The sequence below is a fragment of the Roseateles sp. FW301-B2 genome (genome assembly GCF_058788955.1).
Window position 1 is genome coordinate 56,555 of record NZ_JBYTBE010000003.1, and the last position, 24,557, is coordinate 81,111.

The 24,557-nt window shown below is 66.3% G+C and carries 23 protein-coding genes; 5 read left to right on the forward strand and 18 right to left on the reverse strand.

Annotated features, from left to right (window positions below; genetic code table 11):
• Positions 1-135 precede the first annotated feature (135 nt).
• The 10 genes from AC3WQY_RS03495 to recA form a co-directional block, all read right to left on the reverse strand.
• Positions 136-915, reverse strand: coding sequence for an MBL fold metallo-hydrolase (locus AC3WQY_RS03495; protein ID WP_492705842.1), 780 nt, complete (start codon positions 913-915; stop codon positions 136-138).
• Between the two features lie 175 nt (positions 916-1,090).
• Positions 1,091-1,747 carry an FHA domain-containing protein gene (locus AC3WQY_RS03500; RefSeq protein ID WP_285234248.1) on the reverse strand — a complete coding sequence of 219 codons (657 nt, stop codon included), beginning with the start codon at positions 1,745-1,747 and terminating at the stop codon, positions 1,091-1,093.
• A gap of 85 nt (positions 1,748-1,832) precedes the next feature.
• Positions 1,833-2,624 carry a Stp1/IreP family PP2C-type Ser/Thr phosphatase gene (locus AC3WQY_RS03505; RefSeq protein WP_285234249.1) on the reverse strand — a complete coding sequence of 264 codons (792 nt, stop codon included), beginning with the start codon at positions 2,622-2,624 and terminating at the stop codon, positions 1,833-1,835.
• Between the two features lie 26 nt (positions 2,625-2,650).
• Entirely contained in the window at positions 2,651-3,694 is a 1,044-nt protein-coding gene (locus AC3WQY_RS03510) for a serine/threonine-protein kinase (protein WP_285234250.1), read from the reverse strand.
• 24 nt (positions 3,695-3,718) lie between these two features.
• The gene (locus AC3WQY_RS03515; RefSeq protein WP_285234251.1) at positions 3,719-4,456 is read right to left on the reverse strand and encodes a TerC family protein; all 738 of its coding nucleotides are present in this window, start codon (positions 4,454-4,456) and stop codon (positions 3,719-3,721) included.
• Between the two features lie 206 nt (positions 4,457-4,662).
• Entirely contained in the window at positions 4,663-5,556 is an 894-nt protein-coding gene (gene sucD / locus AC3WQY_RS03520; RefSeq protein ID WP_285234252.1) for a succinate--CoA ligase subunit alpha, read from the reverse strand.
• 31 nt (positions 5,557-5,587) lie between these two features.
• Positions 5,588-6,748: an ADP-forming succinate--CoA ligase subunit beta gene (gene sucC / locus AC3WQY_RS03525; RefSeq protein ID WP_285234253.1), complete on the reverse strand. Its 1,161-nt coding sequence runs from the start codon at positions 6,746-6,748 to the stop codon at positions 5,588-5,590.
• Positions 6,749-6,779: 31 nt separating this feature from the next.
• Positions 6,780-7,376, reverse strand: coding sequence for a DUF2889 domain-containing protein (locus tag AC3WQY_RS03530; RefSeq protein ID WP_285234254.1), 597 nt, complete (start codon positions 7,374-7,376; stop codon positions 6,780-6,782).
• 196 nt (positions 7,377-7,572) lie between these two features.
• Positions 7,573-8,082: a regulatory protein RecX gene (locus AC3WQY_RS03535; RefSeq protein WP_285234255.1), complete on the reverse strand. Its 510-nt coding sequence runs from the start codon at positions 8,080-8,082 to the stop codon at positions 7,573-7,575.
• A gap of 19 nt (positions 8,083-8,101) precedes the next feature.
• Positions 8,102-9,139, reverse strand: coding sequence for a recombinase RecA (gene recA / locus AC3WQY_RS03540; protein ID WP_285234256.1), 1,038 nt, complete (start codon positions 9,137-9,139; stop codon positions 8,102-8,104).
• 141 nt (positions 9,140-9,280) lie between these two features.
• Between recA and AC3WQY_RS03545 the strand changes: the two genes are divergently transcribed.
• Both AC3WQY_RS03545 and AC3WQY_RS03550 read left to right on the forward strand, forming a co-directional pair.
• Complete coding sequence (locus tag AC3WQY_RS03545) at positions 9,281-9,961, forward strand: response regulator (protein ID WP_285234257.1); 681 nt, start codon at positions 9,281-9,283, stop codon at positions 9,959-9,961.
• A gap of 15 nt (positions 9,962-9,976) precedes the next feature.
• Entirely contained in the window at positions 9,977-11,488 is a 1,512-nt protein-coding gene (locus AC3WQY_RS03550) for a sensor histidine kinase (protein ID WP_285234258.1), read from the forward strand.
• Here the strand turns inward: AC3WQY_RS03550 and rodA are convergent.
• The 5 genes from rodA to AC3WQY_RS03575 all read right to left on the reverse strand — a co-directional run bounded on the left by rodA (position 11,475) and on the right by AC3WQY_RS03575 (position 17,302).
• A complete protein-coding gene (gene rodA, locus AC3WQY_RS03555; RefSeq protein WP_285234259.1) occupies positions 11,475-12,632 on the reverse strand; it encodes a rod shape-determining protein RodA in 1,158 nt (385 codons plus the stop codon). The two genes, AC3WQY_RS03550 and rodA, sit on opposite strands and share 14 nt — an antisense overlap.
• Positions 12,629-14,623, reverse strand: coding sequence for a penicillin-binding protein 2 (gene mrdA, locus AC3WQY_RS03560; protein ID WP_285234260.1), 1,995 nt, complete (start codon positions 14,621-14,623; stop codon positions 12,629-12,631). The genes rodA and mrdA overlap by 4 nt, the downstream gene beginning before the upstream one ends.
• Before the next feature lie 9 nt (positions 14,624-14,632).
• Positions 14,633-15,154, reverse strand: a complete 522-nt coding sequence (gene mreD, locus AC3WQY_RS03565) for a rod shape-determining protein MreD (RefSeq protein ID WP_285234261.1) — start codon at positions 15,152-15,154, stop codon at positions 14,633-14,635.
• Positions 15,151-16,173, reverse strand: coding sequence for a rod shape-determining protein MreC (mreC, locus tag AC3WQY_RS03570; RefSeq protein ID WP_285234262.1), 1,023 nt, complete (start codon positions 16,171-16,173; stop codon positions 15,151-15,153). The genes mreD and mreC overlap by 4 nt, the downstream gene beginning before the upstream one ends.
• Positions 16,174-16,258: 85 nt before the next feature.
• On the reverse strand, positions 16,259-17,302 hold the full coding sequence (locus AC3WQY_RS03575) for a rod shape-determining protein (RefSeq protein ID WP_137945426.1): 1,044 nt from the start codon (positions 17,300-17,302) through the stop codon (positions 16,259-16,261).
• Positions 17,303-17,575: 273 nt separating this feature from the next.
• Here AC3WQY_RS03575 and gatC point away from each other — a divergent pair, with 273 nt between their 5' ends.
• From gatC to gatB, 3 genes are read left to right on the forward strand one after another with little or no spacing between them, the layout of a single operon-like run.
• The gene (gatC, locus tag AC3WQY_RS03580; protein WP_285234263.1) at positions 17,576-17,875 is read left to right on the forward strand and encodes an Asp-tRNA(Asn)/Glu-tRNA(Gln) amidotransferase subunit GatC; all 300 of its coding nucleotides are present in this window, start codon (positions 17,576-17,578) and stop codon (positions 17,873-17,875) included.
• Between the two features lie 2 nt (positions 17,876-17,877).
• On the forward strand, positions 17,878-19,371 hold the full coding sequence (gatA, locus tag AC3WQY_RS03585) for an Asp-tRNA(Asn)/Glu-tRNA(Gln) amidotransferase subunit GatA (RefSeq protein WP_285234264.1): 1,494 nt from the start codon (positions 17,878-17,880) through the stop codon (positions 19,369-19,371).
• A 4-nt stretch (positions 19,372-19,375) separates the two neighbouring features.
• On the forward strand, positions 19,376-20,830 hold the full coding sequence (gene gatB, locus AC3WQY_RS03590) for an Asp-tRNA(Asn)/Glu-tRNA(Gln) amidotransferase subunit GatB (RefSeq protein WP_492705851.1): 1,455 nt from the start codon (positions 19,376-19,378) through the stop codon (positions 20,828-20,830).
• On the opposite strand, the gene AC3WQY_RS03595 is transcribed toward gatB, so the two are convergent.
• The 3 genes from AC3WQY_RS03595 to AC3WQY_RS03605 form a co-directional block, all read right to left on the reverse strand.
• Entirely contained in the window at positions 20,827-21,498 is a 672-nt protein-coding gene (locus AC3WQY_RS03595) for a hypothetical protein (RefSeq protein ID WP_285234266.1), read from the reverse strand. The genes gatB and AC3WQY_RS03595 overlap by 4 nt on opposite strands.
• The gene (gene pyrE, locus AC3WQY_RS03600; protein WP_492705853.1) at positions 21,498-22,169 is read right to left on the reverse strand and encodes an orotate phosphoribosyltransferase; all 672 of its coding nucleotides are present in this window, start codon (positions 22,167-22,169) and stop codon (positions 21,498-21,500) included. Before pyrE ends, AC3WQY_RS03595 begins: the two co-directional genes overlap by 1 nt.
• Positions 22,170-22,269: 100 nt before the next feature.
• Positions 22,270-24,552 (reverse strand): TonB-dependent receptor, encoded by a 2,283-nt coding sequence (locus AC3WQY_RS03605; RefSeq protein WP_492705855.1) that lies wholly within the window; start codon positions 24,550-24,552, stop codon positions 22,270-22,272.
• Between the last annotated feature and the right edge of the window lie 5 nt (positions 24,553-24,557).

Below are 24,557 nucleotides of genomic sequence, written 5' to 3' on the forward strand. Positions count from 1 at the left end.
GTCGTGCCAGCCTGGATTTGGGCCGCTTTCGTGATGCGCGTCACGGACCACCGGGGACTTGGCGGGCAGCGCTGACAATTTTCGTCAGTCCGACCGACGCATTCGGTCTCATCGCCTTGTGGCTGACAGCTTTCGTCAGCCCAGGCTGAACACCCGCCCGGCCTCCAGCGCCGCGATACGGTGTGCGGTCGTGAGCGCGTGCACGCCGGCCATCACGGCGGCAATCTCGCCCGGCTTGATATGGGTGATGTGCACGTCGGCGCTGCCGGCCAGCTTGGCCAGCTCCTGACCCAGCATGCGCGGGCACAGATGCCGGCTGAGCTCGGCGAGCTCGCATTCCTCGTTGCCAAACGCCGTCTCGATGACGAGATGCGCCAGCTTGAGCCCGGCCAGGCGCTGCCAAAGCGCGGGGTTGGGGCCGGTGTCACCGGTAAAGACCCAATGGCCGGCCGCGCCGCCATCGACGGCAAAGCCCACGGCAGGCACGGTATGCGCTGCACTCAATACCTCGACGGTGCGCCCGTTGAATTCCAGGCGCTCGCCGACGGCGAAGGGACGGAACTGCAGGATGGGGTGTTCACGATCCGGCAGACGCGTGAAATCGGGCCAGATCACGCCGTTGAACACATGCTGTCGCAAGGCATCCAGGGTCTGCGGCAGGGCATGGACCTGGATGGGCGGGCGCCCGGCCTGCGTGCGCTGGCGCATGACAGCATCCGCCATCAACGGTATGCCCAGCACATGATCCAGGTGCGAATGGCTGAGCAGGATGTGATCAATGCGCGCCATCGCCTCCAGATCGAGGTCGCACACACCGGTGCCCGCGTCGATGAGAACGTCCTCATCGAGCAGGAAGGAGGTGGTCTTGAAACCGGCGGCGATGGCGCCGGAACAACCCAGGACGCGAATCTTCATGAGGGGCTCTGGAGACGAGCCCATCAGGGGCCCGGGAACGCTACCCGAGGGTAGCGGTGGTCAGCCCCGCAATTTACGCCCCTGGGCCAAAGCCGCAAGGCAGGAAGTTGGTGTTTTTCCTCACCCCTTGGGGTGCACGGCAGGCCGGCAAAGCCCAGCGTGAAAAGCTGCACGCTCAGCCCTGCAGGAACTGCATCTGCGTACCCGCCAACTCGATCACATCGCCGCTCTTCAAGGCCACCGATTCGCCCGTGAGCGGCAGGCCGTTCACGGTCGGTCGCGAAGCGCCTTCGACATGGGCAAACACATAGCCGCTGGGCCGCTTGGTGATGGAGGCTACCTGCACGCCCGGCTTGCCCACGGTGGTCACGACCTTGGTGAGGCTGACCTCGCGGCCCGCGGCCGCACCATTCAGCACCTTGATGGAGGCTGGCGTGGCCGCACTGGCGGCGGGAGCCAGGCCTCCAAACGAGGAAGGCAGGCCGAAACCCGAGGGCGGCGTCGCCCCGGGCTTGAGAATCATGGTCTTCTCGTAATCGGCGTTGTCTTCGATCAGGAACTTGATCTTGTACTTGCCGACCTCGACGATGTCGTTGTTGGCCAGCAGCTGCTTCTTGATCGCCTTGCCGTTGATGTAGGTGCCGTTGGTGGAGTTCAGATCCTCGATGAAGACATCGGATCCCACCATTTGCAGCACGGCATGCTCACCGCTGACCGCCAGATTGTCGATCACGATGTCGTTGTACGGCCGGCGCCCGAGCGTGGTCTTGTCCTTGGTGATCTGGACCTCCTTGATCACCACGCCGTCGAGCGAAACCACCAGCTTGCCCATGCTTTGACCTCAGTCTGTTGTTGCGCCCAATGAACCGCGGCTTGTGCCGCCAGCGCCACGGGCGAGGCTTTGTTTGCTTTTTTGCTTACTGCTTGCGTCCGAACGGCCACCAGGCCCGGCCACCCTGACGGGTGCGCCCCTCGGCCCTGGCCAATACGATCGCAATATTATCCTTGCCACCCATGTCATTGGCTGCATCAATGAGCGCTTGGGCCGCTTCGGACAGCGAAGGGTAGCTTAAGAGCAACTGCTGGATGGATTCGCTGTCCAACATATCGGACAAACCATCGGAACACAGCAGGTAGACGTCGCCGGGCTGCACCTCGTGCTGATGCAGCTCCAGCATCACCGCGTCTTCCACCCCGACGGCGCGCGTCACCAGGTTCTTGTTGCTGGAGAACACCGCCTCTTCCGGCGTCAGCAGCCCGGCGTCGAGCTGCTCCTGCAGCAGCGAATGATCGCGGGTGATCTGGGTCAGCTGGCCGGCACGCAGGCGGTAGGCGCGCGAGTCGCCCACATGGCCCAGCAGCAGATGGCCCTCGCGGAAGGTCGCCAGCACCAGGGTGGTGCCCATGCCGGCATAGCGCGGATTGGTATTAGCAGCGTTGAAGATGGCGCGGTTGGCGTTGTCCACGCAGATGTCCATGGCGCGTCGCACATCGGCCACCGCAGCGGCCGAACCGGCCTCCTTGAGCCAGCGGCCCAGCTCGGCCTTGATGAAGGAGGTCAGCATCTGGCTGGCCACCTCGCCCGCGTTGTAGCCGCCCATGCCATCGGCCAGCACGGCCAGACCGACGCTTTCGTCCAGGGCCACCGAGTCTTCGTTGTTGTCGCGCGCGCGGCCCACGTCGGTCGCGCAGTAGAGCTCCAAGGTCATGTCGGCTGGGCAGGTCTGGGGATTGATTAGGGATTCTGCCCTGGATCGTTCAGATCCAGACGCAGTGTTTGCGCGAACGCCTTGCCGTCGGCCGGCGGCGCCTCGCTGGCGGCCGCACCGGCGGCTGGGGCAGTCCCATCCAGGGCGCCAGTCAGCCCCCCTTGAGCCAGCACGGCTTCGAGGTCGGCCGCAAACTGCTCGCCGCTGGCGTAACGCAGCTCGGGGCGCTTCTCCAGCGCCAGGGCCAGCACCATCGCGAGGGACTCGGGCAGGTCGGGTCGCAGGTGGCGCACATCCGGAGCCGGCTGGTTGGCGATCTGGTACATCAGCTGCGCCATCGAGTCGCTCTGGTGCGGCAGCTGCCCGGTCAGCAGCTGGTAGAGCATCACCCCGAGGGAATAGAGGTCGCTACGGCCATCCACCTTCAGCCCGGCGAGTTGTTCGGGCGACATGAAGGAGGGCGTGCCCAGCACCAGGCCGGTGCGGGTGCGGCTGCCGTCGGCCAGGCGTGCGATGCCAAAGTCCATCACCTTGATACTGCTGCTGACCCGATCCAGCATCACATTGGCCGGCTTGATGTCGCGATGCACCACGCCCTGGCTGTGCGCGTAGGCCAGCGCACGCGCCAGGCGAATCACCAGCTGCAGCACTTCACGGGCCGGCAGCAACTGGCCGGGGCGGGTGTAGTGGCTGAGGTCGCGCCCCAGCACATATTCCATCGCGATCCAGGTGTCGCCACCGACCTCGCCGGCGTCCAGGATCTGCAGGATGTCCGGGTGCTGCAGATGGCCGGCCGCGCGCGCCTCGCGCATGAAGCGCTCGCGCACATCGATCAGGTCCTCGGGCGCAAACTCGCGCTGCAGGGCCAGGCGCTTGATCGCCACCTGGCGGCCGGTCTTGCTCTGGGTGGCCTTGTGCACCACGGCCATGGCGCCACGGCCGATTTCCTCACCCAACACATAACCCGGCACCAGGCTGGCGGACTGGTGCAGCTCGGGCTGGGTGGATGGCTCTGACTCCGGCTGCTCGGCTCGGCCAAGAATGCGTTTCCAGAAGCCGGGCGCGTTCATGGCATCTCCGCTCGAGCGCGAAACTCAGCCCTGCTCGCCCGCGGCGCGCGCCGCGAACAGCTTGCCCAGCGCCAGCACCAGCAGCGCGCCCAGCACGCCGCTGGCGTAATGCCAGAGCGGCAGCACGTCCGAGATGGCCTTGCGTTCGCTGCCCGGAGGCAGGGGCAGCCAGGGGCTCAGCGCCGGATCGGACAGCATCATGGTGCCGGCGATCCAGCCCAGCAGCATGGCACCGGCGGTGATCACGACGGGGAAGCGGTCCATCAGCTTGATCACCATCTGGCTCCCCCAGACGATGATGGGGATCGACACCAGCAGACCGAAGATCACCAGCGGCATCTTGTGATCACCACCCGCACCCTCGGCGGCGCCGGCGATCGCGATCACGTTGTCCAGGCTCATCACGAAGTCGGCCACGATCACCGTCTTGACGGCGGCCCAGAGCTTGTCGCTGGCCTGGACACTGGCATGTTCGTCCTCATCCTCCGGCACCAGCAGCTTCATGCCGATCCAGAACAGCAGCGCACCACCGATCAGCTTCAGATAGGGCAGCTTGAGCAGGGTCAGCGCAAAGAAGATCAGCACCACGCGCAGCACGATGGCGCCGGCCGTGCCCCAGATGATGCCCTTGGTGCGCTGCGCGTCCGGCAGCTTGCGGCAGGCGAGCGCGATCACAACGGCGTTGTCGCCACCCAGCAGGATGTCGATCATGATGATCTGGCCGACGGCAAGCCAGAATTCGGGACTGAACAGCATGTCCATGGTGTGTGCTGATGCGGTAAGGATCCTGGTTCAGATCGCCCAGTCTAAAGCCTGGGCGTCCATGCGGACGCTGGCGGCCGAAATGCAAAGAGGGGCTGTGGCGCCCCTCTTTTTGTTCGCGCGCCTGGCGGCGCCACGATTGTCTGGTGCCTGGCCTGCGCGCCGATGCGTGATAGTACGCACCCCCGCAGGCCGGGCCGGCCGGCTTAGAGCAGGCCCTTCAGCAGCTTGGCCATCTCGGACGGATTGCGCGTCACGGTGAAGCCGCACTCTTCCATGATGGCGAGCTTGGCATCGGCCGTGTCGGCACCGCCGGCGATCAGCGCGCCGGCATGGCCCATGCGCTTGCCGGGAGGGGCGGTCACGCCAGCGATGAAGCCGACCACCGGCTTCTTCATGTTCAGCTTGCACCAGCGCGCGGCTTCGGCCTCGTCCGGGCCACCGATTTCACCGATCATGATGACGGCGTCGGTATCCGGATCGTCGTTGAAGGCCTGCATCACGTCGATGTGCTTGAGGCCGTTGATCGGGTCGCCACCGATACCGACGGCGCTGGATTGGCCCAGGCCGATTTCGGTCAGCTGTGCCACGGCTTCGTACGTCAGCGTGCCCGAACGCGAGACCACGCCGATGCGGCCCTTGCGGTGGATGTGGCCGGGCATGATGCCGATCTTGATTTCTTCCGGCGTGATCAGGCCGGGGCAGTTGGGGCCCAGCAGCAGGGTCTTCTTGCCGCCGGCCGCTTCCTTGGCCTTCATCTTGTTGCGGATTTCCAGCATGTCACGGACGGGAATGCCTTCCGTGATGCAGATGGCCAGATCCAGGTCGGCTTCCACGGCTTCCCAGATCGCGGCGGCAGCGCCGGCGGGCGGCACATAGATCACCGAGACGGTGGCGCCGGTCTGGGCGGCCGCTTCCTTGACGGTCGCGAAGATGGGGATGTCCGAGAACTTCTCACCGGCCTTCTTGGGGTTCACGCCGGCGACGAAGGCGTTCTTGCCGTTCGCGTAGGCCTGGCAGCCCAGGGTATGGAACTGGCCGGTCTTGCCAGTGATGCCCTGGGTGATGACCTTGGTGTCTTTGTTGATGTAGATCGACATGATTTCTTTCCTTGCGGGGCTTTAGGCAGACTCAGGCAACAGCGGCCACGATCTTGGTCGCGGCTTCGGCCATGGTGTCGGCAGCGATGATGGGCAGGCCGGAGTCGGCCAGCATCTTCTTGCCCAGCTCTTCATTGGTGCCCTTCATGCGCACGACCAGCGGCACGGACAGGTTCACCGCCTTGCAGGCCGTGATCACGCCTTCGGCGATGGTGTCGCACTTCATGATGCCGCCGAAGATATTGACCAGGATGCCCTTCACTTCGGGGTTCTTCAGCATGATCTTGAAGGCTTCGGTGACCTTCTCGGCGGTGGCGCCACCACCCACGTCCAGGAAGTTGGCCGGCTCGCCGCCGAACAGCTTGATGGTGTCCATGGTGGACATCGCCAGACCGGCACCGTTCACCAGGCAGCCGATATTGCCGTCCAGGCTGATGTAGGCCAGGTCGAACTTGGAGGCTTCCACTTCGGCCGGATCCTCTTCGTCCAGATCACGGTAGGCCACGATCTCGGGATGACGGAACAGCGCGTTGGCGTCGAAGTTGAACTTGGCGTCCAGGGCGATCAGATTGCCCTTGGAATCGCAGTTCAGCGGGTTGATCTCGACCAGCGAGGCGTCGGTGTCCATGTAGCACTTGTAGAGCTTCTGGAACAGATCGACGGCCTGGTCCACCGAGTGACCGCTCAGCCCGATGCCGGCGGCGATCTTCTTGGCCTGCTCGACCGTCAGGCCGACCAGCGGGTCGATCAGCTCGGTGAGGATCTTCTCGGGCGTGGAATGCGCCACTTCCTCGATGTCCATGCCACCCTCGCTCGAAGCGATGAAGGCCACCTTCTGCGTGCCGCGGTCGGTGACCAGCGACACATAGAGTTCATTCTTGATGTCGGCGCCCTCTTCGATGTAGAGGCGACGGACCTTCTGGCCTTGCGGGCCGGTCTGGTGCGTCACCAGCTGCATGCCCAGGATCTGCTCGGCCAGCGCCTTCACGTCTTCCAGCGAACGGCCCAGCTTCACGCCGCCGCCCTTGCCGCGGCCGCCGGCGTGGATCTGCGCCTTGACCACCCAAACCGGGCCGCCGAGCTTTTGCGCGGCTTCCACCGCTTCTTGCACGGTGAAGGCCGGGATGCCGCGGGGCACCGGCACGCCGAACTGGCGCAGGATTTCCTTGCCCTGGTACTCGTGAATCTTCATAGGGAGGTCTCGCTTGATGGATAGAGGTAAATCAGGAAGAGGAAGATGCGGGCAGCGCCTGCGCGTCCGGCCGAGCCGACGCGCCGCGATACCAGCGAGGGTAATGAGTTTGCACCACCGCGCCGTCGCTGCGAAGTGCATGGCAACGATCCAGCTGGAAGGGCGGCTGACCATCGGCCGAGCCTTCGCGGGTGTCGATCACCAGCCCGGCAAAGGCCTGGATCACCGCGGTGGGCAGCACCTGGGTCAGCTCGGTGAGATGGGTACAGCCATGCACACCGGCCAGCCGTTGCTTGACCTCGGCGCGAAAGCCCTTGAGCAGATTCAGGCCGACCAGGCGGCCATAGGCCTCGCCATGCTGGTCGCAATGCCCGGGATAAGGCATCCAGCGCGTCTGCGAACTGGAGGACAGGATGTTCAGCTGCGCGTCCACCACCAGATGCAACAGCATGTCGTGCACCGGGTCGCCCGCCTTGCGGACGCCATGGGCCAGGGGAATGTCGCGGGTCTTGCTGTCCTTGAGCTCCGCCTCGACATCGTAGAGGCCATCGGCGCGCGCATAGACCTGCACGTCGATGCTTCGACGGTGCAGCAGCTGACGCTCGGGACAAGGGGTGAGCAGGGACATGAAACGCGTGGACGGCAGTGGCGCAAAAATGTAGCCCGCAGGCCTTCAGAGGCCGGCGGGCACGCCTTGCGCAGGGCGCCAATGTAGCATGCTGCGCTGCATCAAGGCTTTCACGAGGCTGTCAACACCGACCTTGGCCGGGCGTTCCTGGCGCCAGCTTGCGCCACATCAAGCCCGCTTGGAGCCCTGGCACCGGCTATTCATCGTCCGCGCGCAGCACGCGGCGTATCACCTCGGCCGAGAAGCCCCGGCCGGCCAGAAAACGCATCTGCTTGGCGCGGGCCGCGGCATCCAGCGGCGCCGCGCCGCCGAATTTGCGCTGCCAGATCTGGCGCGCGCGCTCGAGTTCGCTGTCCTTCAGCCTGGCTTGCTGCTCGGCCTCGAGCTGCACCCCATGCTGAGCAAGCTCCTGCTGAATGCGCAGATTGCCATAGCGCTGGCTGCGGGCATGGATGCGCGATTCGACAAAGCGTGCCTCGCTCAAATAGCCCTGGGCCTGCAGCCAGACCAGCAGGGCATCGACCTCCGCGCCCACGTCATGCTCGGCCGGATCGGGCGACTCCGTTGCGCCGGGCTGGGTCGCCTCGGCCAGGCGCTGCCGCGCCAGCCGCACGAGCTTGCGCCGCAATTCGGCCAGGCTGTGCTCGCGCTGTGCCAACAGGCCGATGGCGCGCGCCTTCAGCGACAGCGGCTGCCCGCGCACCATGCCCGCCTGCCAGTGCCGATCAGCCCGCCTCGCTCTCGGTCAGCAACGGCACGCCCATGGACTCACGCACCTTGTTCTCGATCTCGATGGCCACGTCGCGGTTCTCGCGCAGGAACTCGCGCGCGTTGTCCTTGCCCTGGCCGATCTTCTCGCCGTTGTAGGCATACCAGGAGCCGGACTTCTCCACCACCTTGGCCACCACGCCCATGTCGATGATCTCGCCCTCGCGACTGATGCCCTCGCCATAGAGGATGTCAAATTCGGCGGTCTTGAAGGGGGGCGCAACCTTGTTCTTCACCACCTTGACCTTGGTCTCGGAACCGATCACCTCTTCACCCTTCTTGATCGAGCCGATGCGGCGGATGTCCAGACGCACCGAGGCGTAGAACTTCAGCGCGTTGCCGCCGGTGGTGGTCTCGGGGCTGCCGAACATCACGCCGATCTTCATGCGGATCTGGTTGATGAAGATGACCATGCAGTTGGTCTTCTTTATGGTGGCGGTGAGCTTGCGCAGGGCCTGGCTCATCAGGCGGGCCTGCAGGCCGGGAAGGGAGTCGCCCATCTCGCCTTCCAGTTCGGCCTTGGGCGTCAGTGCGGCCACCGAGTCCACCACGATCAGGTCCACCGAACCCGAGCGCACCAGGGCATCGACGATTTCCAGCGCCTGCTCGCCGGTATCGGGCTGGCTGATCAACAGCTCCTGCAGGTTCACGCCGAGCTTTTGCGCGTACTGGATGTCCAGCGCATGCTCGGCGTCGATGAAGGCGCAGACACCGCTGAGCTTTTGCATCTCGGCAATGACCTGCAGGGTCAGCGTGGTCTTGCCCGAGGACTCCGGGCCGTAGATCTCGACCACCCGGCCGCGCGGCAGGCCACCCACGCCCAGTGCGATGTCCAGGCCCAGCGAGCCGGTGGACACCACCTGGATGTCTTCAATCACCTCGCCCTCGCCCAGGCGCATGATGGAACCCTTGCCGAATTGCTTTTCGATCTGGGCAAGTGCGGCCTGCAGGGCCTTGGCTTTCTCGGTGTTGATGGCTTTGACAGGGGCGTCCATGAATGCTCTCCGGTTGATGCGCGCATTATGGCGCAATCTGTATATTCGTACAGTAGTTTATGCGAAGCCCGCCGGCAAGCGGGCGGCTCCATAGAATGAGGGACAGGCGCCGGCATCCCTGCCCCGGCCCATGGAGACAAGATGCGCATCCTGATCGCTGAAGACGACCAAGTGCTGGCCGATGGCTTGTTGCGCTCATTGCGCGCCTCGGGCTATGCCGTGGACCAGGTGGGCACCGGCACCGAGGCCGATGCCGCGCTGGCCTCGCATGAGTTCGATCTGGTGATTCTGGACCTGGGCCTGCCGCGCCTGCACGGGCTGGAGGTGTTGCGCAAGCTGCGCGCGCGCGGCACCTCGGTGCCGGTGCTGATACTCACCGCGGCCGACAGCGTGGAGCAGCGCGTCAAGGGCCTCGACCTGGGCGCCGACGACTACATGGCCAAGCCCTTCTCGCTGCAGGAACTGGAAGCGCGCGTACGCGCCCTCACCCGGCGCGGCCTGGGCACCGCGTCCAGCGTCATCAAGCATGGCCCGCTGTCGTTCGACGCCACCGGCCGCGTCGCCTACATCAACGACCAGATGGTGGAGCTCTCGGCGCGCGAGCTCTCGCTGCTGGAGGTGCTGCTGCAGCGCGCCGGCCGGCTGGTCAGCAAGGATCAGCTGGTGGAGCGCCTGTGCGAATGGGGCGAAGAGGTCAGCAACAACGCCATCGAGGTCTACATCCACCGCCTGCGCAAGAAGATCGAGCAGGGCCCGATACGCATCGCCACGGTGCGCGGCCTGGGCTACTGCCTGGAGAAGATCCAGGAAGTCAAGACCTGACCCCCGGCGTCATGCATGGCCGCTGATACCGGGCAACGTTCGCTCTTCGGCGAGATCCTCGACTGGATGCTCGCCCCCCTGCTGGTGATCTGGCCCATCAGCGTGGCGCTGACCTGGCTGGTGGCGCAGGGCATTGCCAGCAAGCCCTACGACCGCGAGCTGGGCGAGATGGCACGCTCGCTGGGCCTGCAGGTGGCGGCCGAGCAGCCGCGCGCCGGCAAGGCCAGCGCGCGCTATGCGCTCTCGCCCGAGGCCGCGGCGCTGCTGCGCGCCGACGAGGCCGACACCATCTACTACCAGGTGCTGGGGCTGCGCGGCGAGTACCTGAACGGCGATCGCAACCTGCCCGTGCCCACCGCCGACGAGACCATCGTGCCCTGGGAGCTGCACTTCCGCGACGACGAGGTGGACAACGAAAACGTGCGCGTGGCCTATCTGTGGGTGGTACCCGAAGGCATGGGGCCCAGCGGCAAGACCATGCTGGTGCAGGTGGCCGAGACCCTGGGCAAGCGCGCGCGCCTCACCAACGAAATCATCAAGGGCGTGATCCTGCCGCAGTTCGTGATCCTGCCGCTGGCCGTGCTGCTGGTGTGGCTGGCGCTGGCGCGCGGCATCGCGCCGCTGAACGACCTGCAGCGCCGCATCCGCTCGCGCGAGAGCTCGGACCTCAGCCCCATCGATGAGCGCCGCATTCCCGACGAGGTGGCGCCGCTGGTGCGCGCCATCAACGACCTGCTGGAGCGCCTGGACCAGTCCATCAGCAGCCAGAAGCATTTCCTCGCCGACGCCGCGCACCAGCTCAAGACACCGCTGGCCGGCCTGCGCACCCAGGCCGAGTTTGCGCAGCGCGAGATCGACGAGGGCCGCAGCTCGCCCGGCGAACTGAAACGTTCGCTGCAGCAGATCTCGCTCTCCAGCCAGCGCGCCGCGCACATGGTGAACCAGCTGCTGGCGATGGCACGGGCCGAAGACCAGGAGCATGCGGCGCGCCGCAGCGAGGTGAATCTGCCCGAGCTGGCCATCGAGACGGTGCGCGACTTCGTGCCGCGCGCGATGGAGAAGCGCCTGGACCTCGGCTACGAGGGCCCCGACGAGGCCAGCAGCGCGCTGCGCATCCTGGGCCATCCGCTGCTGATCCGCGAGCTGATCCGCAATCTGGTGGACAACGCCCTGCTCTATACGCCGGCCGGCGGCACCATCACCGTGCGGGTAGTGGAAGACCCGTTCGGCCAGGTCTGCGTGCTGCAGGTGGAAGACTCCGGACCTGGCATTCCAGAGTCAGAGCGCGAGAAGGTGTTCCAGCCCTTCTACCGCGCGCTCGGCACGAATGTGGACGGCTCGGGCCTGGGCCTGGCGATCGTGCGCGAGATCGCCCAGCAGCACGAGGCCGAGGTCACGCTGGACGAGGCGCGGCCGCGCCGCCCCGGCATGGTGGAGCCCGACGGCATGGGCCCGGGCGCGCGCTTCACGATCCGTTTCCAGGCCCATGTGCTGAAGGGCGAGGAGCCTCCGCTCAGCGGTGCATGAAGCGCCGGCTCTTGGAGATCGACATCAGCATGCCAAGGCTCAGCCCCAGCATCACCATGGCGGTGCCGCCATAGCTGATGAAGGGCAGCGGCACCCCCACCACCGGCAGGATGCCCGACACCATGCCCATGTTGACGAACACATAGGTGAAGAAGCTCAGCGTGATGGCCCCGGCCATGAGGCGCGAGAACAGCGTCGGCGCCTCGGAGGCGATCATCAGGCCGCGCAGGATCAGGGCGCTGAAGCCCAGCAGCAGGGCCGCCGCGCCGATCAGGCCGAACTCCTCGCCAAAGGCGGCGAAGATGAAGTCGGTGGTGCGCTCGGGGATGAACTCCAGATGGGTCTGCGTGCCCTTCATGAAGCCCTTGCCGGTCACGCCGCCCGAGCCGATCGCGATCTCGCCCTGGATGATGTGGAAGCCCTTGCCCAGCGGGTCCTTGGTCGGGTCCAGCAGGGTGCAGACGCGGTTCTTCTGGTACTCGCGCAGCACCGGCCATTTCACCTCGGGCTGACAGATCGCATCCTCGCTCATCACCAGCGCCGTGATGGCGATGGCGCCGATGGCGATGGCTGGCACGATCAGCTTCCAGGACAGGCCGGCGAAGAAGATCACATACAGGCCGGCGGCCAGCACCAGGATGGCCGTGCCCAGGTCCGGCTGCTTGGCCACCAGGCCGACGGGAATCGCCAGCAACACGAAGGCGGCCACGAAGTCGGGCAGGCGCAACAGGCCCTCACGCTTCTGGAACCACCAGGCCAGCATCAGCGGCATCGCGATCTTCAGGATCTCGGAGGGCTGGATCTGCGTCACGCCGATGCTGAGCCAGCGCGTCGCGCCCTTCTTGGTGACGCCGAACAGCGCCGTCGCCACCAGCAGCGCCACCCCCACGCTGTAGAGCGGCACGGCCAGCTTCATCAGCCGCTGCGGCGGTATCTGCGCCATCAGGAACATGATGGCGAGCGAGAGCAGCATATTGCGCGCATGGTCGACAAAGCGCGTGCCATGGTCGTAGCCGGCCGAGTACATGCACAGCAGGCCCAGGCCCATCAGCCAGGCGATCGCCAGCAGCAGCGGCAGGTCGAAGCCCTGGAACCAGGGCCGCAGGCGCTGCCAGAGGCTGGGGGCCTTGAAGGCAATATTCATCGCGAGGCTCCCGATGCCGCTGCGCTGGCGGCCGCCGGCACCGCCCCTGGCAGGGGCACTTGCGCGACCGGGCGCGGCTGGCCCACCGGCGCGGTGGTCTTGCCCTGCTGGGTCAGCGCGATGTCCTCCTCGCTGGGGTACTGGCCGGTCAGCACATAGTCGAACACGCGGCGCGCGATCGGCGCGGCCGAGGTCGAGCCGAAGCCGGCGTTCTCCACGATCACCGCCAGCGCGATGGTGGGCGCCTCAACGGGCGCAAAGGCGATGTAGAGCGAGTGGTCGCGCTTGTGCTCGTCGGCCTTGATGGCGCTGTATTTCTCGCCCGCCTTCAGGCCGATGGCCTGGGCCGTGCCGGTCTTGCCGCCGCTGCGGTAGGCCGCGCCCAGGAAGGCGGCGCGCGAGGTGCCCTCGATCGTCACGCCGTTCATGGCGTTGACGATCACCTCCACATGCTCGGGCTTGAGCGGCAGGGGCTCGAGCGCGTCGCTGGCGATGCGGCGCTTCTCATGCCTCACCACATCCTCGATCTCTCGCACCAGGCGCGGCTTGTAGCGCTGGCCGCCGGTGGCCAGGGTCGACACGGCGGTGGCCATCTGCAACATGGTGAAGTTGTTGTAGCCCTGGCCAATGCCCAGCGAGATCGTCTCACCGGGAAACCATTTCTGATTCGCCGGACTCTTGGCGAAGTAGCGGCGCTTCCAGTCCTGCGAGGGCAGCACGCCGGTGACCTCGCCCTGCACGTCGATCTCGGTCTTGCGGCCCAGGCCGAAAGGTTCCAGTTGATCGTGGATCAGGTCCACCCCCATCTCGTTGGCCAGGCTGTAGAAGTAGACATTGGACGAGCTGACGATCGCCAGGCGCATGTCCTTGGGGCCGGGCCGGTCGGTCTCCGGGCTGCCGAAGGTGCGGCCGCCGAAGCTGTAGGTCAGATTGTCCTGCACGATCACGCTGGGCCCGCGCTTGCCGCTGTTGAGCGCCGCCATCGCCATGAAGGGCTTGAAGGTCGAGCCGGGCGGGTAGGTGCCGCGCAGCGCGCGGTTCAGCAGCGGCTTGTCGATGTCCTCGTTGAGCTCGCGCCAGCTGTCGGCATCGATGCCGTCGACGAACAGGTTGGGATCGAAGGTGGGCTTGGAGACGAAGGCCAGCACCTCGCCGCTGCGCGGGTCGATCGCCACCAGGGCGCCACGGCGGTCCTTGTAGAGCTCTTCCACCAGGGCCTGCAGGCGGATGTCGATCGACAGCATCAGCGTGTTGCCGGGCGTGGGCGGCTGGTGCGCCAGGCGCCGCACAGCGCGGCCGCCGGCGCTGGTTTCCATTTCCTCGAAGCCGGTGCTGCCGTGCAGCTCCTTCTCGTAGGCCTGCTCCAGGCCCAGCTTGCCGATGTATTCGGTGCCGCGGTAGTTGGAGAGCTCCTCCTCGGGCCAATCCTCCATGGCCTTCTTCTCGGCCTGGTTGATGCGGCCGATATAGCCCAGCAGATGCGCGCCCACCTGCCCCATCGGATAGTTGCGGAACAGCCTCGCCTTGATCTCCACGCCGGGGAAGCGGAAGCGCTGGGCGGCGAAGCGCGCGACCTCGGTATCCGTCAGCTTGGTGCGGATCGGCAGGGACTCGAAATTCTTGCTCTCCTCCATCAGCCGCTTGAAGCGGCGGCGGTCACGCCCCTGGATCTCCACCACGCCGGCCAGCGCGTCGATGGTCTCGTCCAGATTGAGCACCTTGGAGGGCGTGATCTCGAGCGTGTAGGCCGAGTAATTGCTGGCCAGCACGATGCCGTTGCGGTCCTTGATGAGGCCGCGGTTGGGCACGATGGGCACCACCGTGACGCGGTTCGACTCGGCGCGCTCCAGCAGGGTGTCGTGCTGCACCACCTGCAGGAACACCAGGCGCGCCGCCAGCAGGGCAAAGCAGAACAGCACGAAGCCCGCCGCCGCAAGCACGCGGAAGCGAAAGCGCGAGAGCTCCTGATGGAGGTTCTTCAGAACCGTCATGGCAAGGCGCTAGAGCGGGCGATGCGCATCGGGGTCCGGCGGCCGGCGCTGCGGCGCCAGCAGGATCCAGCTGGCCACCGGCCACAGGGCCGCCTCGAACAAGGGCGCCAGCATCAGGCTCCAACCCGGCGCCATGCCACCCACCATCAGGCGCACCAGCAGCGAGGCCAGGTGCGCCAGCACGAACAGCGGCAGCACCTGTACCGCCTGCACCGGCAGCGAAAACCAGGGCAGGCGCCGGTGCAGGGCCACGGCGCCAAAGCTCAAGAGGCTGTAGGCCAGCGCATGCTGACCCAGCAGCGCGCCATGATGCACATCGATGAAGAGGCCGAACACGAAGGCGAAGCCCACGCCCACGCGGCGCGGCTGGTGCACGTTCCAGAACACCAGGGTGATGGCCAGCAGATCCGGCATGGCCGGCTGGCGGCCCAGCGGCACCATGTCCAGCACCAGGGCCAGGATCAGGGTGAAGGCGATGAAGAGGGGATTGGCGGGCAGCAGCAGCTGGCCCGAGCCGCGCGGCATGATCATCGCGTGTCCCCCTTGTCATTCCCCTTTTCATTCCCCTTGTCCCTGGCGCTTTCGCGCGCCGCATCCTTCTTGGCCTTGGCTTCCGCCTTGACCTGGGCCTTGCGCTCGGCGAACAGCGCGGCCTCCGAGGCCGCCGCCGCGGCCGCTTCGGCGCGCGCCGCCTCATGCACTTCCAGCGGTTCCAGGATCAGCACATGGCGCGCCGCGTCGGGCTCGGCCACCGGCGCCAGGCTCACGCGCGCAAAACTGGTATCGCCGCGGCGCTCCACCTGGGCCACCTTGGCCACCGGCAGGCCGGGCGGATAGACGCCGTCCAGGCCCGAGGTGGAGAGCAGGTCGCCGCTCTTGATGTCGGCATTCGCGGCCATGAAGCGCAGCTCCATCGGGCCCTCGCTGCGCTCGCCGCCATAGGCCACGCCGCGCTGCTGGGTACGGGTGTTGAGCACCGGGATGGCGGCGTCCTTGTCGGTCAGCAGCGTCACCTCGGCGGAGAAGTTGTAGACGCGCGTGACCTGGCCCAGCACGCCGGCATCGTTGATCACCGGCGAGCCGGCGCGCACGCCCTGGTGGCCGCCGCGGTCGATGATGACGCGCCGCGAATAGGGGTCGGCGGCCTCGTACAGCACCTCGGCCGCCAGCGATTTGACCGTCAGCGCCTCGCGCATCTTCAGCAGTTCGCGCAGGCGCTGGTTCTCGGCCTGCAGCTGTTGCGCACGCGAGAGCCGCTCGGCCTGCTGCACCAGTTGCTTGCGCGCCAGGTCTTCGGCCGCCATGGCGCGCTCCATGCCGCGCGAGTAGTCGCCCAGCTGCTCCCAGGCGTCCACCGGCGAGAGCAAGAGGCGCTGCACCGGGTGCAGCAGCAAGGCGAGGGCGGCGCGCGCCGGCTGCGCCACCTTGAAGCGCGCGTCCGCCACCATCAGGAACACCGCCAGCGCCGCGCACAGCAGCAGCTTGGTCAGCGCCGAGGGGCCTTGGCGAAAGAAGGGGGGCGGGGAGCGATCCAGGGTGCCGAAGGGCATGGCGCGTTCAGAACATGTTCACCAAGATGCACAAGAGCCGGCTCCGTGGGACACGTGCCGGCTCGCTGCAGACCATGGCCCGGGCTTATTCCGAGGTGAAGATCGAACCCAGGCGCTCCATGCGTTCCAGCGCCATGCCGCAACCGCGCACCACGCAGGTCAGCGGGTCCTCGGCCACCAGCACCGGCAGGCCGGTTTCCTCGGCCAGCAGGCGGTCCAGGTCGCGCAGCAGCGCGCCGCCACCGGTCAGCATCATGCCGCGCTCGGCGATGTCGGCGCCCAGCTCGGGCGGGGTCTGTTCCAGCGCGTTCTTCACCGCGGAGACGATCTGGTTGAGCGGGTCGGTGAGGGCTTCCAGGATCTCGTTGGACGAGATCGTGAAGCTGCGCGGCACGCCCTCGCTGAGGTTGCGGCCCTTGACTTCCATCTCCTTCACCTCGGAGCCGGGGAAGGCCGAGCCGATGTTCTTCTTGATCGCCTCGGCGGTGGGCTCGCCGATCAGCATGCCGTAGTTGCGGCGGATGTAGTTGATGATGGCCTCGTCGAACTTGTCGCCGCCGACGCGGACCGAGCCCTTGTAGACCATGCCGCCCAGCGAGATCACGCCCACCTCGGTGGTGCCGCCGCCGATGTCGACCACCATCGAGCCGCTGGCCTCGCTGACCGGCAGGCCGGCACCGATGGCCGCGGCCATCGGCTCCTCGATCAGGTAGACCTCGCTGGCACCGGCGCCCAGCGCCGATTCGCGGATGGCGCGGCGTTCCACCTGGGTGGAACCGCAGGGCACGCAGATGATGATCCTCGGGCTCGGCTTGAGCATCTTCGAGTCGTGCACCATCTTGATGAACTGCTTGAGCATCTGCTCGGTGACGGTGAAGTCGGCGATCACGCCGTCCTTCATCGGGCGGATCGCCTCGATATTGCCGGGCACCTTGCCCAGCATGGCCTTGGCCTCGCGGCCGACGGCCTGGATGGTCTTCTTGCCATTCGGGCCGCCTTCGTGGCGGATCGCGACGACCGAGGGTTCGTCCAGCACGATGCCCTTGCCGCGCACGTAAATCAGGGTGTTGGCGGTGCCGAGGTCGATGGCGAGGTCGGTGGAAAAGTAGCGGCGCAGGGAGGCGAACATGATGTGATGGGTTCGTCGGGCAGGCGCATCTGCAGCTGTGGCTCCAGATCACACCCGGTCCGAAAGCAGGCTTTGCGGGTCAGGGTAAGGCGGCAGACCAAGCTGCCACGGGAATCGTTCGCACCATAAACAGCGAGGCTGCGTGGACCTGAACGGCGCGCAGCCCCGATGGCATGGAGATAAGCGGAGATAATACCCGATCACCCCTAGGATCTGACCTAGCGCAAGCCCTTCCAGGGCTTTGTTTTTGACACTTTTGGACTTGCTTCCCCCATGGCCCTGACCCCTCAAGACGTGAGCCGCATCGCTCACCTGGCCCGGCTGGAATTGGCCGACAGCGAGCAGGCCGCCCTGCTCGGGCAGCTGAATGGCTTCTTCTCCATCGTGGAGCAGATGAGCGCGGTGGACACCAGCGGCGTCGAGCCCCTGTACACCCCGCTCTCCGCTGTGCAGGAGGTGGCCTTGCGCCTGCGCGAGGACGCCGTCACCGAGAGCAATCAGCGCGAACTCAACCAACGCAGCGCACCCGCCGTCGAAGACGGCCTGTTCCTGGTTCCCAAGGTCATCGAATGAGCATGAGCACCAAGTCCCTGCACGAAATGGGCGTGGCCGAACTGGGCCAGGGCCTGCGCGCCAAGGCGTTTTCCAGCGCCGAACTGACCCAACACCTGCTTACACGTGTTACCTCCCACCAGGCCCTGGGCGCCTTCCTGCATGTGGATGCGGCGGGTGCCTTGGCGCGCGCCCAGGCCGCCGATGCGCGCCTGGCGGCGGGTGAGGCCGGTGCCCTGATCGGCATCCCGCTGGCGCACAAGGACATCTACGTCACCGCCGACATGCCCACCACGGCCGGCTCCAAGATCCTCGCCGGCTACCGCAGCCCCTTCGACGCCACCGTGGTGGCCAGGCTCAATGGCGCCGGCACGGTCTCGCTGGGCAAGCTCAACTGCGACGAGTTCGCGATGGGCTCGGCCAACGAGAACTCGGCCTATGGCCCCGCCCACAACCCCTGGGACCTGGGCCGCGTGCCCGGCGGCTCCTCGGGCGGCTCGGCGGTGGCAGTGGCAGCGCGCATCGTGCCGGCCACCACCGGCACCGACACCGGCGGCTCGATCCGCCAGCCCGCCAGCTTCACCGGCATCACCGGCATCAAGCCCACCTACGGCGTGTGCTCGCGCTACGGCATGATCGCCTTCGCCTCCAGCCTGGACCAGGCCGGCCCGATGGCGCGCAGCGCCGAAGACTGCGCCCTGCTGCTCTCCGCCATGAGCGGCTTCGACGAGCGCGATGCCACCAGCGTGCAACAGCCGCCGCAGGACTTCCACGCCCAGATGCTGACCGCCCGCGAGGGCGCCACGGCCGCCCAGCCGCTCAAGGGCCTGCGCATCGGCCTGCCACGCGAGTTCTTCCCGGCCGCCCTGGCCGCGGACGTGAATGTGGCGGTGCGCGCCGGCCTGGCCGAGCTGGAAAAGCTCGGCGCCACCCTGGTGGACGTGAGCCTGCCCCGCACCGAACTGGCGATTCCGGTCTACTACATCATTGCCCCGGCCGAGGCCAGCTCCAACCTGAGCCGCTTCGACGGCGTCAAGTTCGGCCACCGTGCGGCCCAGTACGACGACCTGCTGGACATGTACAAGAAGAGCCGCGCCGAAGGCTTTGGTGCCGAGGTCAAGCGCCGCATCATGATCGGCACCTATGTGCTGAGCCATGGCTACTACGACGCCTACTACCTGCAGGCCCAGAAGCTGCGCCGCATGATCGCCGACGACTTCCAGCAGGCCTTCCGGCAATGCGATCTGATCGCCGGCCCGGTGGCCCCCAGCGTGGCCTGGAAGGCCGGCGAGGGCGCCGAGGACCCGGTCAAGGCCTATCTGGCCGACATCTTCACCCTGCCGGGCTCGCTGGCCGGCCTGCCCGGCATGAGCGTGCCGGTGGGCTTCGGCGAAGGCGGCATGCCGGTGGGTCTGCAGCTCTTGGGCAATTACTTCAAGGAGGGTCAGCTCTTGCACGCGGCCCATGCCTTGCAGCAGGCCACCGACTGGCACACCCAAGCCCCCGCAGGAATCTAAGCACATGGCATCTTCTAGCAAACTGATCCGTGGCTACGAGGTCGTGATCGGCCTGGAAAACCACGTCCAACTCTCCACCGCCTCGAAGATCTTCAGCGGCTCCTCCACCGCCTTCGGCGCCGCCCCCAACACCCAGGCCTCGCCGGTGGATCTGGCCCTGCCGGGCACGCTGCCGGTACTGAACCGCGGCGCGGTGGAACGCGCCATCCGCTTCGGCCTGGCGGTGGGCGCCAAGGTGGCGCCGCTGTCGATCTTCGCGCGCAAGAACTACTTCTACCCCGACCTGCCCAAGGGCTACCAGATCAGCCAGTTCGAGATCCCGGTGGTGCAGGGCGGGCGCGTGGAGTTCTTCGTCGGCGACGAGAAGAAGGTCGTCAACCTGACGCGCGCCCACCTCGAGGAAGACGCCGGCAAGAGCCTGCACGAGGACTACCACGGCCAGTCGGGCATCGACCTGAACCGCGCCGGCACGCCGCTGCTGGAAATCGTCTCCGAGCCCGAGATGCGCTCGGGCGCCGAGGCCTGCGAATACGCCAAGACCCTGCACGCGCTGGTGATGTGGCTGGGCATCTGCGACGGCAATATGCAGGAAGGCTCGTTCCGCTGCGACGTCAACGTCTCGGTGCGCAAGCCCGGCGAGCCCTATGGCACGCGCCGCGAGATCAAGAACCTCAACAGCTTCCGCAACCTGATCCAGGCGGTGGACTACGAGGTGAACTGGCAGATCGACGAGATCGAGGATGGCCGCAAGATTCAACAGGCCACGGTGCTGTTCAACCCCGACACCGGCGAGACGCGCGCGATGCGCAGCAAGGAAGACTCGGCCGACTACCGCTACTTCCCCGACCCCGACCTGCCACCGCTGTTGATCGCGCCGGAATGGGTGGAGCGGGTGAAGGGCGAGATGCCCGAGCTGCCCTCGGTGATGGCCGCGCGCTTCGAGCAGCAGGACGGCCTGACCGCCTACGACGCCGCCATCATGACGCAGAGCCTGGCCACGGCGCGCTTCTACGAGGCCGCCAAGCAGGTCTGCGGCGCACCCAAGCTGGTGGCCAACTGGCTGATGGGCGAGGTCTCGCGCCGCCTCAACAGCGAGGAGCGTGAGATCGAGGCCAGCCCGGTCAGCCCGGCCCTGCTGGGCGCGCTGATCCAGCGCATCCAGGACGGCACCATCTCCAACAACGCCGCCAAGCAGGTGTTCGAGGCGCTGTGGAGTGGCGAAGGTTCGGACGTCGACGCGCTGATCGAGGCCAAGGGCCTGAAGCAGATGAGCGACACCGGCGAGCTCGAGCGCATCCTCGACGAGGTGCTGGCCGCCAACCAGAAGTCGGTGGATGAATTCCGCGCCGGCAAGGACAAGGCCTTCAACGCCCTGGTGGGTCAGGCCATGAAGGCCACCAAGGGCAAGGCCAACCCCGCAGCGGTGAACGAGCTCTTGAAGAAGAAGCTCGGCGCTTAGTCGACGGAACCGGGAGCGGCGCCGGCCCAGAGCTTTCTGAGCCGCGCCAGCTCCGCGTCGTAGAGCTTGTTGACGCGCACCAGCTCGGCCTTCTGGTTCTCGATCAGCTCCTTCTGGGCCTGCGTCGATGCGTCGTTGGCATCGAGCTGCAGCTTCAGCTTGGCGGGAAACTGCCTGCCCTTGTAGAACTCGGCCTCGTCCAGCAAGGGCTTGCGCTCCGCGGCCAGGTCCTGCACGCGCTTCTCGGAGATCTGCATCGACTTGACGACGTCGTCCAGCGCCGACTCGCGCGCCTTCTGATGCTGGGCCTCATTGCGGTAGCGCGTCATCAGGTTGCGATCGCGCCGGGCCGCGTCGGCCCTGGCGGCCCGCTCGGCCGCCAGCTTGCGCTCGTTGGCCTCCTGCGCGGCACGCTCTTCGGGCGACATCGACGGCGGCACCACCGTGCGCAAGGAACCGTCGGCATTCAGCACGCGCTGTTCGCGCGCACTGCATTCGGCGATCGGCCGGTCCGAGGTCAGGCGTCGGCCATCGGCGGTGGTGCAGCTGTAAATGCCGCCCGCGGATTTGAGCGGGGTTTGCGCCAGCGCTGCGGCCGCAACGGCCAGCCAGCAGGTGGCGGCAGCAGCGCAGCGAGCGGCAACGACGCGTAGTTCGGAAGCGCGCATCAGACTCCGTAACGATCTCGGTAGGCTTGCACCGCGCCCGCATGGGCGGCGATGGCAGGGCTGCTCGTCGTTTGCAAATACTGCAGCAAGTCCGACAGGCCGGCAATTGCGCTCACGGGCAGTTGCAATTGCTCGCTCACATACTGTACCGCCGACTTCGGGCTCTCCACGCCGTTCTCCACCGCCTTCTCCTGGCGGTCCAGGGCAATCGAGACGCCGCAGGGCGTGGCGCCCGCGGCCTGGATCATCGCGATGGACTCGCGCACCGAGGTGCCGGCCGAGATCACGTCGTCGATGATGAGCACGCGGCCCTGCACCGGCGCGCCCACCAGGGTGCCGCCCTCGCCATGGTCCTTGGCTTCCTTGCGGTTGTAGGCAAAGGGCTTGTTGTGCCCCAGGCGCGCCAGCTCGATGGCCACCGCGGCGGCCAGCGTGATGCCCTTGTAGGCCGGCCCGAAGATCATGTCGAACTGGATGCCCGAGTCAATCAGGGTGCGCGCATAGAAGCCGGCCAGGCGGCCCAGCTTGGCGCCATCGTCGAACAGGCCGGCGTTGAAGAAATAGGGACTCAGGCGCCCCGCCTTGGTCTTGAACTCGCCGAAGCGCAGCACCCCCGCCTCGACGGCAAAGGCGACGAATTCCTGGGCCAGGGGGGTGGTGCGGGTGTTCATGGGCGGGGGCACGAGATGGGATTGGCCGGCATTGTAGGCGGCACAAAAAAGGCCCGGCCCCTTCTGAGGGCCGGGCCTGCGTACCAGGCGATCGGGCCTGTCAGTACGTGGCCTTGAACTGCACGCCGTAGCTGCGCGGTTCGTTCACGATGCCGGTGAGGTTGTTGAAGGCAATCGCCGCCACCGTCTGCAGGTGGTTGGTGATGTTGCGCGAGTAGGCCGCTACCTCGTACTTGCCATTGGCCCAGCCATAACCCACGCGCAGACCGCCTTCCAGCGCAGCCTTCGCCCGGTATTCGATGGCCTCATAGGCAAACATGTTGTACTTGTCCTTGTAGGCCCAGTCGGTCAGCACTGAGAGATCGCCGCCGGCGATCTCGGTGCTGTACTTGAGGGTCCAATTCCACACCACCTTGGGCGCGCGCGGCAGCGGGTTGCCATCGATCGAGACGATCTTGTCGGCCGGATTGGTGCCCGCCTTGATCGGGTCGAGCAGGGTGCAAGGCGCGCCACAGGTCTGCGTGAACAGATTGGGATCCTTGATCTTGGTGTCGTTGTAGGAGAAGCCCAGCGTGGTCTTCCAGTCACGCGCGATGATGGCCTGCGCATCCAGCTCGAAGCCCTGGCCCTCGGCCTTGGCAACGTTTAGCAGCACGTTCTGATTGACCTGGCCGCTGCTGGCGGTCAGTTGCATGTCCTTCATACGGTACTTGAAGATGGTGCCACTGACACGCGCGGTGTTGTTGAGCAGGTCGGCCTTGAAGCCGCCCTCCACCGACAGTACCTTCTCGGCCTTGGCCTCGGAGAAGGTGTCGCCAAACAGCACGCGCCCCTGGATCGAGGGTGCACGGTAGCCTGTGGCCACGCGGGCGAACAGACTGGTGGACTTGTCAACGTTGTAGTTGGCGCCCAGGTCCCAGCTCCAGTTGGTGGACTTGGGGTGCGTGCTCAGGGGGCCGACGGTGGTGAAGCCCTGGGTACGCGAACCGTCCCAGTCTTTCTTGTCGTCGGTATAGCGCAAGCCGCCGCGGATCTTGAATTCGGGCGTGACCGCGTAGTTCAGGTTGCCAAAGGCGGCCCAGGACTTGGCCTCCTGGTGTTGCACGGCATAGCCGTTCTGTGGGTCACCAGCGGCGAAGGTGTCGAAGTTGAAGCTGTCGACCTGCAGCTTCTCGCTGAAGTAATAGACACCGCCGATCCACTGCAAGGCCGCGCTGGTGTTGGACTGCAGGCGGAATTCCTGCGTGACTTGGCGCAGATAGGGGATGCCGTCGGCGGTCTGCGCGTCAAACGGAATGTAGGCTGGCTGGCCGGGATAGTCCGGGCCCATGGGAAGTTGCTTCGGGCCGCCAAAAATGGCATCGCTGCCGAAGCCGCCATCCACATCACCACGGCTGTAGAACTTGGCGCGGTCGTAGGCGGTGATGGAGTGCAGCGTCATGCCGTCCAGCTCCCAGCGCAGGCGCGCGCTCAGCTCATGGGACTTCAGCGTCTGACTGTTGTAGCCATCGGTCGGGTAGTACTTGTAATCGAAACCGTCGACCAGATCGTTGGTGCCCTTCTTCATGATGTTGGCACGGAAGGTCGTGGCCGAACCCTTGTAGTCGCGCCCCTGCAGCTTAAACAGGCCGTAGAAGCCGCCGTTCTTGTAGGCGGCCTGCAAGCGCAAGGCCTTGTCGCTATAGCCTTCCAGATCACTGGTGGCAGCAGGCAGCGGATTGTGGACACGGTTGTCCTGGCGCTGCAGCAGGCCAGCCACGCGCACCTGCCAGTCATCGTTCAGCGGCATGTTCAGGGCTGTCTCGACGTTGACGGCGTTCCAGCGGCCGTAGCCGATGTTGGCGTAGGCCTCCAGGCGCTTGCCGGGTTTGGCCGAGTCGAACTTGATCACACCGGCCGGCGAATTGCGGCCGAACAGCGTGCCCTGGGGGCCACGCAGCATTTCAACCTGATCAACGTCGAACACCGGGAAGCCCTTGAGCGCAATGCTTTCCTGCACCACATCGTCGTACACCAGGCCCACCGGTTGCGAGGCGTTCATGTCGAAGTCGATATTGCCGATGCCGCGGATATAGAAGCGCGGGAACGTGCGGCCGTAATCGGATTCGATGTTCAGGCTGGGCACGCGACCCGACAGCGCGCGGATGTCCTGGCCGCTGGCGTTGTAGGTCTCCAGCGCATCACCCTTGATGGCCGAGATCGACAACGGCACGTCCTTGATGTTCTCGACGCGGCGGCTACCGGTCACGATCACCGCCTCCAGCTGCGCGGGCTCCTTGCGGGCCTCGGCCGACTCGGCGCTCTGCGCCAGCGCGGCATGCATGGGGAAAGCGGTCACGAGTGCCAGCGCCAGGGCGCTCGGCTTGAGTCCTTGCTGTTTCATGGGTA